General features: G+C 36.8%; 13 protein-coding genes. 11 read left to right on the top strand and 2 right to left on the bottom strand.

Annotated features, from left to right (window positions below):
• Positions 1 to 14 precede the first annotated feature (14 nt).
• Together ABH966_RS07725 and ABH966_RS07720 are read right to left on the bottom strand one after the other, a co-directional pair.
• Positions 15 to 1,649 carry a hypothetical protein gene (locus tag ABH966_RS07725; RefSeq protein ID WP_370077309.1) on the bottom strand — a complete coding sequence of 545 codons (1,635 nt, stop codon included), beginning with the start codon at positions 1,647 to 1,649 and terminating at the stop codon, positions 15 to 17.
• Positions 1,650 to 1,651: 2 nt separating this feature from the next.
• On the bottom strand, positions 1,652 to 2,428 hold the full coding sequence (locus ABH966_RS07720; protein ID WP_370077308.1) for an ABC transporter ATP-binding protein: 777 nt from the start codon (positions 2,426 to 2,428) through the stop codon (positions 1,652 to 1,654).
• 602 nt (positions 2,429 to 3,030) lie between these two features.
• Here ABH966_RS07720 and ABH966_RS07715 point away from each other — a divergent pair.
• The 11 genes from ABH966_RS07715 (at position 3,031) to ABH966_RS07665 (ending at position 14,983) form a co-directional block, all read left to right on the top strand.
• The gene (locus ABH966_RS07715) at positions 3,031 to 4,182 is read left to right on the top strand and encodes a Gfo/Idh/MocA family protein (protein WP_370077307.1); all 1,152 of its coding nucleotides are present in this window, start codon (positions 3,031 to 3,033) and stop codon (positions 4,180 to 4,182) included.
• A gap of 18 nt (positions 4,183 to 4,200) precedes the next feature.
• The gene (locus ABH966_RS07710) at positions 4,201 to 5,193 is read left to right on the top strand and encodes an ABC transporter permease (RefSeq protein ID WP_370077306.1); all 993 of its coding nucleotides are present in this window, start codon (positions 4,201 to 4,203) and stop codon (positions 5,191 to 5,193) included.
• 13 nt (positions 5,194 to 5,206) lie between these two features.
• Complete coding sequence (locus ABH966_RS07705; protein ID WP_370077305.1) at positions 5,207 to 6,085, top strand: carbohydrate ABC transporter permease; 879 nt, start codon at positions 5,207 to 5,209, stop codon at positions 6,083 to 6,085.
• A 24-nt stretch (positions 6,086 to 6,109) separates the two neighbouring features.
• Positions 6,110 to 7,723: an extracellular solute-binding protein gene (locus ABH966_RS07700; protein ID WP_370077358.1), complete on the top strand. Its 1,614-nt coding sequence runs from the start codon at positions 6,110 to 6,112 to the stop codon at positions 7,721 to 7,723.
• Between the two features lie 256 nt (positions 7,724 to 7,979).
• Positions 7,980 to 8,645 (top strand): YesL family protein, encoded by a 666-nt coding sequence (locus ABH966_RS07695; protein WP_370077304.1) that lies wholly within the window; start codon positions 7,980 to 7,982, stop codon positions 8,643 to 8,645.
• Positions 8,642 to 9,820: an N-acetylglucosamine-6-phosphate deacetylase gene (gene nagA, locus ABH966_RS07690; protein WP_370077302.1), complete on the top strand. Its 1,179-nt coding sequence runs from the start codon at positions 8,642 to 8,644 to the stop codon at positions 9,818 to 9,820. The genes ABH966_RS07695 and nagA overlap by 4 nt, the downstream gene beginning before the upstream one ends.
• A gap of 70 nt (positions 9,821 to 9,890) precedes the next feature.
• Positions 9,891 to 10,622 carry a GntR family transcriptional regulator gene (locus ABH966_RS07685; RefSeq protein ID WP_370077300.1) on the top strand — a complete coding sequence of 244 codons (732 nt, stop codon included), beginning with the start codon at positions 9,891 to 9,893 and terminating at the stop codon, positions 10,620 to 10,622.
• A 564-nt stretch (positions 10,623 to 11,186) separates the two neighbouring features.
• Entirely contained in the window at positions 11,187 to 12,029 is an 843-nt protein-coding gene (locus ABH966_RS07680) for a class II fructose-bisphosphate aldolase (RefSeq protein WP_370077298.1), read from the top strand.
• Positions 12,026 to 12,964, top strand: a complete 939-nt coding sequence (gene pfkB, locus ABH966_RS07675) for a 1-phosphofructokinase (protein ID WP_370077297.1) — start codon at positions 12,026 to 12,028, stop codon at positions 12,962 to 12,964. Before ABH966_RS07680 ends, pfkB begins: the two co-directional genes overlap by 4 nt.
• An 11-nt stretch (positions 12,965 to 12,975) precedes the next feature.
• The gene (locus ABH966_RS07670) at positions 12,976 to 13,989 is read left to right on the top strand and encodes an SIS domain-containing protein (protein WP_370077295.1); all 1,014 of its coding nucleotides are present in this window, start codon (positions 12,976 to 12,978) and stop codon (positions 13,987 to 13,989) included.
• A gap of 118 nt (positions 13,990 to 14,107) precedes the next feature.
• Positions 14,108 to 14,983, top strand: a complete 876-nt coding sequence (locus tag ABH966_RS07665; protein ID WP_370077293.1) for an ROK family protein — start codon at positions 14,108 to 14,110, stop codon at positions 14,981 to 14,983.
• Positions 14,984 to 15,406: the final 423 nt, after the last annotated feature.

The raw sequence follows: 15,406 nt of genomic DNA, 5'->3' as shown, positions 1-15,406 counted from the left end.
GCTTGAGCTCAGGCTCAAGCCGTTTTCGTACGCTTAAAAGCAAGCTTCCATAGAACGAAATTCGTGATGACAAGCATGAATAAGTAAATGATTGCTCCATAAGTAGTATGAGTAGTCAGGAAGTAATGCAGTGCCGCCAGAACACCTAATGGGATAAGCAATATAAGGGTTTTCCAGCTCTGGGCATCGCCAACTTCATTATAAGGCTTTGTGAAAGGAATTACGCTTCCCATGCCGATGTAGCAAATAACGGTGAACATGCAGCTTGCTACTAAAACAATTAATAAATCTGGGATAATTCTCGTACCATAAATGAAGCAGAAAATGATGCTTAGAAAAATATACAATGGAATATACAACTTAATCAAAAAGGCTTTTAAGGTACCTTTTTTCAAGTTTGTATAATCTATAATTGGAAAGACTTTATAGATCCAAGCCGCTTTATATTTTCCTGAATGTCCAAGCAAAAGCACAGCTGACGGAATAATTAGCATGCTGAAATAAATATTTAAATAGCCCATGCTAACGGCATAATCAACAGTTTCGGACCTTGAAAAAGAAAACATAAAAATAAATGGAATGACAAAAGAAAATCCTAAAGATGGATATACTTTCAGTTTAAACTCTCGCTCTTGTTTCATCATAAGAGAAGCGAAACGGTAGAAAGCTCTTTCTTCATGAGTTCTACAAATGATTGTTAACAAAAGGGTCTTAAATCGATTGTTCTTCTCTTTTTTCGATTTGCTTGTGTTTAATAGTTTTTGTAGATTACGTTCAAAGGTTGGAACCAGCTTTAGATAAAGCCATATCGAGATGATTGGCATGACAACAGCAAATATACTGAACACCACTGTAAATAAAGAGTTGTTACCGTTTAGCAGTAGTTCATAAGGAGCGGAAAACCACATAGGAATTAGAAAAATACTCCACCAATGAAACACTACCGCCATATCAAAATTAACGAATTCAAAGGATCTAATAAGAACTTGATAGCCAATCATCATCATTAATGATAAGCCGATTTGTACATAATTGATGATGTCTTTCAGCTTTTCTCCATCAAAGAATCTTAAAATAGCAATATATAAAATAGCGGTTAATACAACAATAAAAACATTAATTAAAACGAGTAAGAGCACAGTTAAAATGAAGAATACAATCCCTTGATTAAATAGGCCCACCATAAGGGGAATGGCAGTGAATGCAATAGTTAAATACGTCAAGTAAATGAAAATATGCATAAATTTTGCCGCATTGATCGTTTTAGCAGAGATAGGCTTGGTTGATAGGATACTTCTGTCCCGTACATCCAAGAGTACTGAAGAAAAATCAGAAATCAATGTTGTCATGATGATAAAAATAATCATTGCATAAGCAATACTCATCTGGAAAAGATAGTTTTGACCAAATCCCATAAAAGGAACCAACATGAGTCCCATTAAAACATAAATCCATAAAGATTTGATGTAGCCATTCTTTTGCTTTTTGTTGTTTTTATTTGATGATTGGTTAAATATGGTCGGTACTTTACGCTCATCCATTGTTAGTTTAATATGGAGGATCTTTCTCATGATCTCGTAATCGATGCCCATTTTCACAAAAACAAATTGAATCTTATCAAGTAGCTGAAGCGTTTTGAAATCTTTCATGATCATACCTCTTGCACAATAGAAACGAATTTCTCACCAATTTCCTGATGATCATGGAAGCCTGTCAATTGGTTGAAAATCTTTTCCAGAGTTCCTTCGGTATTGTCTGCCTGTAGTTGGGCAAATGTCCCATCGGCAGCGATTTTCCCATCATTCAGCAGGATGATGCGACTACTGATTTTTTCGACAACATCCATAATATGAGAAGAATAAAATATTGTTTTTCCTTGGGCAGCCAGTTGAATCAAAATCTCTTTAAAGATCATCACACTATTCGCATCTAATCCATTGATCGGTTCATCTAAAAATAACAAATCGGGATTATGTATAAGGCTAGCGATAATTAATAGCTTTTGCCGCATCCCTTTTGAATAAGAAGATATCCTTGAATGATACGCTTCACCAACACCAAACAATTCCATTAAGGATTTTGATTTATCCGCAACGACTTCTAATTCAAGGCCATAAAGCTGGCCGATGAAGGTTAAATACTCGTAACCAGATAAATTATCATAAACATCTGCTATTTCTGGTACATAGCCAATACGCCGTCTATATTCTATGCTGTCTTTTCCATTATTCTCCCCGAAAAGCTTAATTTCTCCACCGTAATCGCCTTCGATCCCCAAGATGATTTTGACAGTAGTACTTTTACCTGCACCGTTCGGACCGATATAACCAATTATTTCACCTCGCGAGACGTGCAAGTCGATTCCTTTTAATATTTCCTTACTACCATAACGCTTCGTCAAATTCGTAATCGTCAAGATTTCTTCCATGTTGCAACTCCTTTCGGTTGATCCTATATTAATGGGCAGTAATTTTTCTGGTACCGTCTGGAAAATCTCGATTGGTGAAGACTAATAATCGGTGGAGGATGAAGAAACGCCACCAATTAGAGTTTCACTTTATCTTATGTTTAGTGTAATCGATTTAGATAAAATATCCACAAATATTATGTAATGTATAATAAGTGGGATAATATCCCTGTTGTTATATTATATAATCTATTGTTGACCATTATAAGTTAGAAATTTTGGTTTATTGTGAGGGAATTATATCTTTTATACTGAGAGGGTTGAGCTTTTAGAGATGTATTGAATATTCTGTATTCGCAGATGAGTCAACTTTTTTCGAAGAGATTAATAGCAAAAAAATTATATAATATGACTAAATTTGGGGTATTGACATATTTATGGTTAGAATTATATATTTATTTCAGCGTAATTTTTGGAATATTCACTATACTATTTCGATCTAACTTGTACCTACAACGTGTTGACATGTAGTTGTGTTGTTGTGGATGATTTTTAAAATCAGTATCAAATGTAAACGTTTACTTAATACAATTGAATGCAAGATTTTTAAAGGGGGAAAATCAATGAAGAAAGTACGCATTGGAGTAATTGGAGCTGGATTAAGAGGAGGTTTAGCTCAATATTGGCATAAGCCTGATGGAGAATCAGAAATTGTTGCTTTGGCTGATATTTCTCAAGAACGTTTAGATAAATTTCAAGAAAAATTTGAAACACCTTTATTTTTAACGAAGGATTATAAGGAATTACTAACAAGAGACGATATTGATGCTATTGCAGTTTTATCACCGGATTATTTACATGAAGAACATATTATTACTTGTTTAGAAGCAGGAAAGCACGTATATGCTGAAAAACCTTTAGCGATTACAGTGGAGGGTTGCGATCGAATTTTAGATATATGGAAAAAATCAGGGAAGCATCTAATGGTCGGTTTTAATATGCGATATATGGGGATGTATCAAACGATGAAAGGCTTAATCGATTCAGGTGCTATTGGAGAATTAAAAGCCATTTGGGTCCGCCACTTTGTTGGCTTTGGCGGTTACTTCTATTATCATGATTGGCACGGTAATTCCAAAAATACAACATCTCTATTACTGCAAAAAGGCTCACATGATTTAGATGTGATTCATTGGATTTCTGGAAAACATGCGACGAAAGTATCTGCATTTGGTAGCTTAGATTATTACGGTGGAGATAAACCAAATACGTTAACATGTCCGACATGTGATCAGAAAAAAACATGTCCAGAATACGTCCCACATACATTCACGGAATGTGCGTTCCGAGAAGAAATTGATGTTGAGGATAATAACATGCTCATTATGGAATTAGAGGGTGGTATAAAAGCTTCCTATTTACAATGTCACTTCACCCCAGATTATTCACGAAATTATACATTTATCGGTACGAAAGGGCGTATCGAAAATGATGATGTAAACAATAAAATTTATTTGAAGACGCGTAAATCTAATTCCTGGGAAGAGCTTAGTGATGTTGTTTATGAAATGAAACCCGAGGAAGGAAGCCATGGGGGAGCAGATCCTAAAATTGCGCAAGATTTCGTAGAGCTAATACTTTACAATAAAGAGCCTTTAACAACTCCATTTGCTGGTCGTATGAGCGTAGCAGTTGGCTGTGCAGCAACGGAATCACTCCGTAATGGGGGAAGAGTTGTTGAAATTTCACAGGAATCTACTATTCTACAGCATTGATAAATAGGGGGTGTATGTATGACGCTTTTGGATGAAACAACTGTTGAAGAAAAGCCATTTAAAACAAAGCGTTTGTTCAAAAAGCAATCAAAAGTAAAGAGGAATCACTGGGTAGAGTGGAAGAAATCTATCAGGAAAAATTGGGAGCTTTATTTATTATTAGTCCCTGTCATCCTTTACTTTTTGATTTTCCATTATTATCCGTTATACGGCTTGCAAATTGCCTTTAAGGACTTTATTGCTACAAAGGGGATTACTGGTAGCCCATGGGTAGGTTTTAAGCATTTTGAACGCTTCTTTGATAGTTATTATTTTTGGAGATTAATTAAAAATACAATAGGAATTGGTGTATTTACGTTACTAGTATCTTTCCCTGTACCGATTATTATTGCATTACTGTTAAATGAAGTGAAAAGTCTTCGGTTTAAAAAGTTTATACAGACAATTATTTATGCACCGCATTTTCTATCAACAGTAGTTGTAGTAGGTATGTTGTTACTTTTCTTAAAGTCAGACGGGATGATTAACCAAGTTATTACGTTGTTTGGTGGTACGCCGATTGATTTTATTTCGGAGCCAGCATGGTTTAAGTCAATCTATGTACTATCAGACGTATGGCAAACAATGGGGTGGAGTTCCATTATATATATTGCAGCGTTATCGGCGGTAGATCCAGCGCAGCATGAAGCAGCAATGATGGATGGGGCATCAAAATTTCAGAGAATTATTCATATTAACATCCCGGCGATTATGCCAACAATCGTTATCTTATTTATCTTGAACGTAGGATCAGTTATGGCAATTGGATTTGAAAAAGTATTTTTATTGCAAAATGATTTAAATATATCGACTTCGGACGTCATTTCAACCTTTGTTTATCGAAGCGGGATTATAGAAGCGCAGTATAGCTTTTCAGCGGCTGTAGGTTTATTCAACTCTATCATTAACTTTATCCTTCTCATTATGGTAAACCAAATAGCGAAAAAAGTAAGTGATACAAGCCTATGGTAAAGGAGTGGTGAAATTGAAAGAATCGAAAGGCGATCAAGCGTTTACAATCTTTAATTATATTTTTTTAGCAATTGTTGCGATTATCGTTCTTTACCCATTGCTTTTTGTATTAAGTGCTTCATTAAGTAATCCGCAGTATGTTATCTCAGGTGATATGTGGTTATGGCCGAGGGAATTTACTGTCGAAGCATACAAAAAGGTATTTCAAAATCCAGATATTATTAATGGATTTATCAATACATTGAAGTACACATTTTTCGGAACGGTATTGAATGTTGTGATGACAATTTGTGCAGCCTATCCTCTTTCACGTAGAGATTTGAAAGGAAAAGGTTTCATTATGGCATTTATGGTATTCACGATGTTCTTCAGTGGAGGGTTAATACCAACATACTTATTAATTCGTGACTTAGGCATGATTAATACATTTTGGGTCATGATTATTCCGAATGCTGTTGCTGTATGGAACATTATTATTATGCGGACATTCTTCCAATCGATTCCTCATGAATTAGAGGAATCCGCAACGATTGATGGAGCAGGAAACTTTCGAATTTTATGGAGTATTGTACTGCCGCTATCATTCCCTGTTATGGCAGTAATGGTTTTATTCTACGCAGTAGGCCATTGGAACTCGTATTTTCAAGCTTTAATTTATTTACAAGACCAAAGCAAGTTTCCGCTCCAACTTATACTTAGACAAATCTTAATTCAAGGACAAGCCGATGATATGATTCAAGCAACTTCAGAAAGCTTTCTAGCTCAAAAACTTAGCGTTGAAGGGTTGAAATATGCTGTTTTAATCATTGCCAACCTACCAATGCTAATGCTTTATCCGTTCTTACAAAGATATTTTGTAAAAGGTGTCATGATTGGTTCATTAAAAGGTTAAAGAATAGGAGCGATTTAAATGGCGATGAAAAAGAAACGTGTATATGGTTTGATAGCAACTATGATGTTAGCAGCTAGTATTTTAGGAGCTTGTTCAGATAATAAAGAAAATAAAGCAAGTACAAGTGGCAACGCCGACAATGTGAATGCTACGGGGATGCCCATTGCTAAAGAAAAAATTGAAGTAGATGGATTTGCAGCTAAGTTTTTTGCTTCACAAGATTGGAATAGCTTAATGCTATGGAAAGAATATGAAAAAATGTCTAACATCCATATTAATTGGACAACAGTTCAAACAGAAGTATTAGCAGATAAAAAGAACTTACTTTTAGCAGCAGGGAACTATCCTGAAATTTTCTTTGCATCGGCATTCTCAAGAACTGATTTAATCAAGTATGGTCAGCAAGGCGTATTCCTACCATTAAATGATTATATTGATAAATATGCACCGAATTTCAAAAAGCTTTTAGAAGAATACCCGACTGTAAAGCAAGGTATTACGATGGCAGATGGAAATATTTACGGTTTCCCAACAATCTATGATCCAAAGTTTGAGTCGCTTCGTGTAGGAGCACCATGGATCAATCAGCAATGGCTAGATAAACTAGGCTTACAATCACCTGAAACGACAGAAGATTTATATAAAGTGCTTAAAGCATTTAAAGAAAACGATCCAAACGGTAACGGTCAACAGGACGAGCAAGGGTGGGGATCTGGTTATGGAATTAAGCAATTTATTGATTATTTAAGAGGTTCATTCGGCTTGAACAAACAAGGAACGATGAATCCTAATTTAGACTTTAAAGAAGGAACTGAAGAATTCCGCTTCGTTCCAACAACAGACGAATATAAACAATTGCTTGAATTTTTAAACAAATTATATAGCGAGGATTTAATCAATAAAGATGTTTTCACAACAGAGCCTCAAAAATTCGCTGCTGAAGCAGGTAAAGGGACTTTCGGTATGCTAAGTGAAGTAGATCCGAAAGAATTGTTCAAATTAGATGGTTATGTGGGTGCGCATGTATTAGAAGGCCCTAATGGAGATCGTCAATATACAGCGATGTCTAACGGTCTTGGTAATTTAGGAATGTTTGTTGTCACAGATAAAGCGAAAAACCCTGAAGCGATGGTACGTTGGATTGACCATTTATACGGTGATGAGGGAACAAAAATGTTCTTCATGGGCTTTAATGGTGTAACTTACGAGGAAGATGCAGCTGGTAATGTAAAGTATGTAGATAACCTTACTAACAACCCTGATGGTAAAAACTTAGATCAAGCAATAAGTGACTACCTAACATGGCCAGGTGGTTACTACCCTGGAATCGTTACACAAAAGTATTTCCAAGGGGCAGAAGCTAAAGAAAATTCAATTAACAATGCTAAGCAAGTAATGCCATATGCATTGAAAGATGAAGACATTATTCCAGGTTTGAACTTCACATTAGAGGAAAATGATCAAGTGTCAGCTATTTTAACAGACATTCAAACATATGTGGATGAGATGACAGCAAGCTTTATTACAGGTAAGACAAGCTTCGACAATTGGGATGACTATAAGAAAACAATTGAGAAGATGGGCTTAGAGAAATATATGGAAGTAGCTCAAGCAGCATATGATCGTACAAAAAAATAAAGTGTAGCTTCATACAGTCGGTGTCATCTCATTGAATGATAAAAGAACACAAGCTAAAACTCTCACTTCCTATGAAAACGCTTGTGTGACCAACAACCTATTGTCTGGAACTAATCGAACATTTACTGGCAGTTGAGCTTCAATTTATTTATTCTTTTGATGCAGATGCCTGACTGCCGGTTAATGTGGGATAAGAATGAGACATACGCGGCGAATTTAGTCGTGCATGGATTTCTATTGTAGGGAGGCAAAGTAAATGAAATTTGAAGGATGGAAAGGGAAATTATACTGGACAGTTGAGTTAATAACATTGTTAGCAGTGTTACAGTTAATGTGGATTGGCTTAACCTTACTTGGACTTATTTTATTCGGAATTACTCCCGCAACTGTTGCGATGTTTACAACATTACGTAAAAGGTTGCAAGGGGAGGACGATTTAAAACTACTTGTCAAAACATATTGGAAGACATATAAAATAGAGTTTATTTCATCGAATAAAATAGGTATTGTTATTTTAGGTATCGGCTACTTTTTAACAATTAATTTCCAGATAATTTCGTCGTTTCATGGGATGATAGGTTTACTATTGCTTACCTTATTTGTAACGATTAGTATTCTATTTTGCATTATGGTATTGAATATTTTTCAAATTTACGCTCATTATGAGCTACCATCCATCCGTTACTTTGCTGTTTCGATATTATTTAGCGTAGCATACCCACTTCAAATGATCGGCTCTATTGCAGGGATTGCCGTATTATATCGCATTTTTAGTTGGATTCCAGGATTATTGCCGTTTTTCGGCGTTAGTTTAACAGCTTTATTTTTATCTTGGATGTCATCGCATATTTTCAAAAAGAAAACGGAAGCTGAAGCACAAATAAAATCAGAGCATTATCCCAATGAAGGGGTGACTTCATGAACAAGACATGGATCATTCATGCCAATATTGTGATGGAAGATGGCATTTTAGCGAATGGTTTTTTACAAATGGTAGATGGGGAAATTGCAGTAATCGATCAAATGAATAATTGCCCTCCATTGATATCGTCTGACAATATTATTGATTGTCAGCAACAAGGCTATATTATTCCCGGGATGATCGATATACATGTACATGGTGCTTTAGGGCATGACTTTATGGATGGCGCCCCTGCTGATTATGCAAAAATTGCAAAATATTTAGCAAGCGAAGGTGTAACAGCCTTTTTAGCAACAACGACGACAAGCCCTATGTCAGAAATTGAAGCTGCTATCGAAGCACTTGCGTTTTATAACAAAGAACAGCCTACTGCGGTAGCTGAAATGTTAGGAATTCACCTGGAAGGTCCATTTATCAATCGATCAAAAAAGGGAGCGCAGCCAGAGGAATCAATTTTAAAACCAAATGCTAGGCAATTTAATGATTTATACGACAAGTCAAATCAATTAATTCGCTTGGTTACATTTGCACCAGAGGAAGATGTGAATTTTGAATTACTTCGGGCATTGAAAAGTAAAGATGTGATCGCATCTATTGGTCACTCCGATGCTAACTATGATATGACTATCTGTGCCATAAGAGCAGGTATTACACATGCAACCCATCTATTTAATGGAATGAGAGGCATTCATCATCGCGAACCAGGTGTTGTAGGGGCAGTGCTATTAGAAGATGATGTCTATGTTGAACTGATTCCAGATAATATACATTTTCATAAAGATTTGCTGTTGATGATTCGTAAAATGAAAGGTTTGAATCGCATGCTTGTCATTACTGATGGTATGCGTGCAAAGGGAATGCCAGACGGTATTTATACATTAGGTGGCGAAGAAGTAGAAGTGTTTGATAATCGCTGTATTCAACGTAAAACAGGCTCCTTAGCAGGAAGTGTGTTGAATATGAATACAGCAAGAAAAAACATAGAAGAGTGGCTGACACTTTCACTAATCGAACAAGTTCGTCTCGTTTCTCTAAATCAAGCAATCCATTTAGAAGTTTCTGATCGTAAAGGCTCTCTCGCTGTAGGGAAAGATGCAGATGTTGTTTGGCTTAATGCTGAGGGAGAAATAGAGAAAACCTTTTGCTTAGGGAATCTTGCCTTTGAAAAGAATTGATATATCGATAGGCATCTTTTTGATTAGATGATATATTGATAACAAAACCTAGGAGAAGGATGAGTAGAAGATGAAACCGTTAGATCAAGCTAGTGTAATCCCGCTATATCATCAATTGAAACAAAGATTATCTGCTAAGATTCAATCGGGTGAGTGGAAGCCAGAGGATAAAATTGATTCTGAAAATCAATTGATGGAGATGTTTCGCGTCAGTCGAAATACTGCAAAGAAAGCAATAGAAGAATTAGTACAAGAAGGAAAATTATACCGCATTCAAGGGAAAGGAACTTTTGTTGCGAAGCCAAGGTTTGAACAATCGCTGGGTGGTTTTTATAGTTTTAGTCGTGTGCTTCAAGAAAAAGGTCTAAACCCAAGAGATGAAGTACTTGAGATTCAGGAAGTATTCCCTTCAACAAAGGTTAGACACAGTCTTGAATTAGGTGAAGATGAACAAGTCATTGAAATGAAACGCTTACGTTTTGCAGATAATGAACCAATTGTTTTAGAATCGTCATTTTTACCTAAAAGTATCATCAAGGATAGTGAAATATTACATGAGGTTAGTTCCTCTTCCTTGTATAGCCTATTAGCACAACGTTTTGACATTATCGTTGTGAGGGCAAAAGAAGCTTTCGAACCTGTTCTCATTAGTAGAGATGAGGCGCATTTGTTGAAAACGGAGGCAGGAAAACCCGCTTTATTACTAGAACGTACTGCATTTGATACTTCAGGAAAGCCAGTTGAATTTTGCATTTCAATAGTAAGAGGCGATCGCTGCCGGTTTTATACAGAATTAAATTAAACTCATAGTTCCTCTCTATGAGTTTTATAGTGTTAAAGAATAAAAAGTCCAAGGAATCTTTGTGAATGCTGGTATTTAAAATGTGGGTTATTTCTGTTTCTTTGACTACTCGCTGAGGGGCGAGTGCTTTTTCCGCTTACGTTGCTTCTGACACTTTGCTTTCGCACAGACGTGAAGAAGTTCCGTTTATCGTTATAAAAATGGAATATCATGCTAAAAGATACATGCTAAGTGTAGTGTTTGATTGGAGTGCAAGACTGAGCGACTCCTTGGCAATCACAGAGATGATTCTGCTTCAAACTTCTAGAGGAACGAAGGCTAAAAGTATCGTGTCCTGTGATAACGCCTTCGTACCTAACATCCTTTTGGCCTAAACTGCTAATCTGGCGACTCTGGAAAGTGCTCAGTCGGAACGGAAATCAACCCATTTGTTTTGTCGGTGAGTTCATACTTTATAGGCATCTTAAGCTCATTGACATAATTGTTTTTAATAATGTCACATAAGTTATCTGAATTTTTATACTATAAATCATACCAACAACCCATTGAGGGAGGAACTCGATTATGCCACTAGTAACGACGAAAGAAATGTTAGAAGACGCTTATAGAAATAATTATGCAATTGGTGCTTTCGGGGCGCATAATTTGGAAATTATTAAAGCGGTTATTGCAGGAGCAGAGAAAGTAGGTGCACCTGTTATTTTACAAACGACTTCAAGCACTTATAAATACGTAGAAATGCATTATATGATTGCGCTTGCCAAAACAGCTGCTGAACAAGCAAAAGTACCAGTAGCCCTACATTTAGATCACGGTGAGTCATATAAAGTTGTAATGGAATGTTTACGAGCAGGCTATACGTCGGTGATGATTGATGGTTCTACATTGCCTTTTGAGGAAAATATTAATCTTGTGAAAAGAGTTGTAGATGCTGCAAGTGCAATTAATGTACCTGTCGAAGCAGAGCTTGGAACAATTGGTGGTGTAGAAGATGATGTAACGGTTGACGAAAAAATGGCCTTTTTCACGGATCCTAAACTAGCTGAACGCTTTGTGAATGAAACAGGTATCCAATCGTTCGCGCCAGCTTTTGGCACAGCACACGGTAAGTATAAGCAAGAACCACAGCTACAATTCGAACTACTGCAGGAAATTCACCGTGCTACAAATGTGCCATTAGTAATGCATGGTGCATCAGGTGTACCAGAAGAAAGCGTACGTAAATCTTTAAATTGCGGTATTGCGAAAGTGAATTTTTCAACAGAGCTAAAAGATTTATTTGCCGAGCAATTAAGAGCCTTCTTTATAGAAAATCCGGCAGAAAATGATCCTAGAAAGTATTTCCTTCCTGCACGAGAGGCATTAATTGAGTTAGTAGAGCAAAAGATTGTGATGTTACAAAAATGATTACGACGATAACTTTAAATGCAGCCATCGATCAAGTATATGAAATGAATTCTTTAATGCTTGGTGAGACAAATCGTGTATTGCAGAAGCTGCAGCAAGGTGGAGGAAAAGGCATTAATGTCGGACGCGTCATTCAAACGCTAGGTGGTGATGTGTTCATTGGTGGTTTCGTTGGTGGACTAAATGGGGAAAAAATAAAGGCACTTTTAAAGGAAGAGAAAATGCAAACAGGGTTTATTCAAATAAAGGGAGAAAGTCGAATTTGTTTAACCGTTTCAAATAAGCAAATGAAGGAAATGACCGAGCTTTTAGAAGACGGACCAACGATTCACCAGCATGAATGGCAAGAAATGCTGAATTGGATTGAAACCCAAACGGAGTGTTCTGAATATTTCGTGCTCTCAGGAAGTCTACCTAAGGGTGTACCGATGGCTGCTTATGCAATGATTATTCGATTGTTAAAACAAAAAGGTGTTCGGGTTGCTCTCGATACGAGCGGAGAAGCTTTGAAGCAAGGCGTTGAAGCAATTCCTTTTATCATTAAACCTAATGAGGATGAAATTGTTCAATTAATCGGGAAGCAGGCTGTATCGCAAGATGACTTAATTCAAGCTGGTGAAAAAATACAGGATTTAGGAATTGAGCATGTATGTTTTTCGTTGGGCGAAAAAGGCGCTTTATTTGTTAATCGTTCAGGGGTTTACCAAGTAAATGCACCGAAAATTAATGTCGTAAATACAGTTGGTAGCGGTGATGCGTTTTTAGGAGGGCTAGTCTATAAGCTTTCAGAAGGTGTGGACTGTACAGAGGCATATAAATGGGCTGTTGCATGTGGCTCTGCAAATGCAGGCGAAAAAGAAATTGCGAAAGTACAAAAGGGGACTGTTCAAAGTCTCATCAAAGAGCTACAAATAACTAAAATTAAAGAGAGATAGGGGTTTTATTTATGCACACGTATAATGAGATTATGAAACAAGCTCAACAATTAGGTAAAACAAAAGAGATTGTTCAGTCGCTTACACTCAATGAAGATCCTGTAGACATAGTTCTTTTCACAGGATGTGGAACATCATTCTATTTAGCAATTGCAGCAGCACGTTATTACCAATCGGCTACAGGAGAAGTAGCGGTAGCAGTCCCAGCATCTGAGTTATTTTTACACACGGATACCCATATTCTATCAAATAAAAAGTATAATATTATCGGTATTTCACGCTCAGGAACAACTTCTGAAATTATTATGGCATTGGAGCATTTGAACGGAGTAGAGAATATACGTACAATGGCAGTTACGTGTAATGGTGATACACCATTGGCTGAAGTAGCAGATGAAGTGATTGCCTTAAACGATATTTCAGAAAAAAGTGTTGTAATGACGCAATCATTTTCTAATATGTTATATGCGCTTCAACTATACGCGGCAAAGATTAGTCAACGTGCTGAATTGATGAAACAATTAGAAAAAATCCCTGCACTTGTTAAAACAGCATTAGGCAATGGAGAGCAGTTAAAGCTAGTGACAGAGGATTTAACGAAAAAACGCTTTATCTTTTTAGGGTCAGGTGCTTATAACGGATTAGCTAAAGAGGCAACGTTAAAGCTAAAGGAAATGACACAAACAGAATGTGAAAGCTATTCTAATTTAGAATTCCGCCACGGCCCAATTTCTATTGTCGATAAAGAAACGGTTGTTATTTTATTTACACAAAACGAAACCAAGGACTTCGATCAAGCGTTAATAAAAGATATTCAAAAGCTTGGTGGTTTTGTTGCTGTAATTGGTATAGCATCAGCAGACTTGGAAGCAGATTTAATCATTAGACTTTCAGAAGAAATAGATGACTTGAATCGACTTGTTGAAGTAGTTCCATATTTCCAGTTGTTAGCGTATCAACGCGCAATATTCAAAGGCTATGATCCAGATAAACCACGTAATTTAACGCAAGTGGTAAGCCTTTAAATGAAACACTTCATTCAGTGAATAGGTAAAAGTTATTGTGTAATTAACGTCCAGTTATCCCGAATCAATCAGACACTACTGGTCGTTAATGTGGGATAAGAAAATTGGCGGTGAAAAGATGAGTTACATTTTAGTAGCAGACGTAGGTGGAACAAAATTAGCAGCGGCTTTATTTGATATACATCAGCAATTGTTGAGCACAAGAGAAGTGGCTAGTGATAAAACAAATCGAGAAGCTTTATTTGCTTGTTTGATTGATAGCTTTGCACAGCTATGTGCAGAAAAGGAAGTTACTTTTAATGAAATTTCAAAGGTATCTATTGGTGTGCCTGGTATCGTTGATATTGAAAAAGGTATCGCGGTTTATCAAAATAATATACCTTGGGAGAACTTTCCGATTTGTACGCGTTTAACTGAAGTGTTCCCACATGCTCATATTAAAATGGACAACGATGTGTATATAGCAACATGGGGAGAATATCGAGCTAGAGAGTTCTCCAAAGAAACGATGGTATATGTTACATTAAGCACCGGTATTTCTTGCTGTACGGTTGTCAATGGTGAATTTTTAAGGGGAACCGGATTAGCTGGTGAAATTGGCTTTAGTATTGTCGATAATGACGGAACTACACTAGAAGAAAGTGTAGCTGGACCAGCAATTGAAAAATTAGGGAGAAAGCTACTCGGTGATTCTGAGATATTATTGAAGGATATTATGGAACTTTACTACAATGGAAATCCGATCGTCGATAAGATTTTGGAGCCATTAGTCCAATCCGTAGAGAAACAGTTGCAGCAAATAATTTTTCTGCTTGATCCACATTGTATCGTTTTAGGAGGAGGCTTTTTTAATCATCATCCTAAAATCATTGACTATATTAAAGAAGCGATTCAGCAGCATTTTGTAGGGACACCTTTTGCAGGGAAAGAGCAAATCATTGAAAGCAGCATTCATAAAGGTGAAGCGGGTCTTTACGGAGCAGCGATAAAATAACAAAAGGCAGTAAACAAATGAAAGTTTGTTTGCTGCCTTTTTCTATTAATAATGTTAAAGGATACGAAGGTGAAATTTACGCAGGTTTCTACGGGAAGGGGCGGATTTATCAAGTATGCCTCGGCATACTTGTGTCCGGAATCGACTGTATGCTTAGGCCTGCAGATGTCTTTTGTGCGAAAGCGCAGTGCTAACGTAGCGGCAACAACATGTTTTTGTCTGTGCGAAAGCGAAGCGACAGCAACAACATGTTTTTGTCTGTGCGAAAGCGAAGCGACAGCAACAACATGAGGGCCGACACGATGTCGGTCATTTCGGTAATGCCACAGGACGTGGCGTTTTTACCGATGCAGGTCGGTTAGTCGTTATCGCATGGATGCGATAACGGCTAACATCCTATATGAACACCTTTACGATTTCCGT

The organism is Lysinibacillus sp. RC46, from assembly GCF_041262385.1.
In the GTDB taxonomy this organism is placed as follows: Bacteria; Bacillota; Bacilli; order Bacillales_A; family Planococcaceae; genus Lysinibacillus.
Note: the sequence above shows the minus strand (reverse complement) of the source record. Positions and strands in the feature narration are given on the sequence as shown.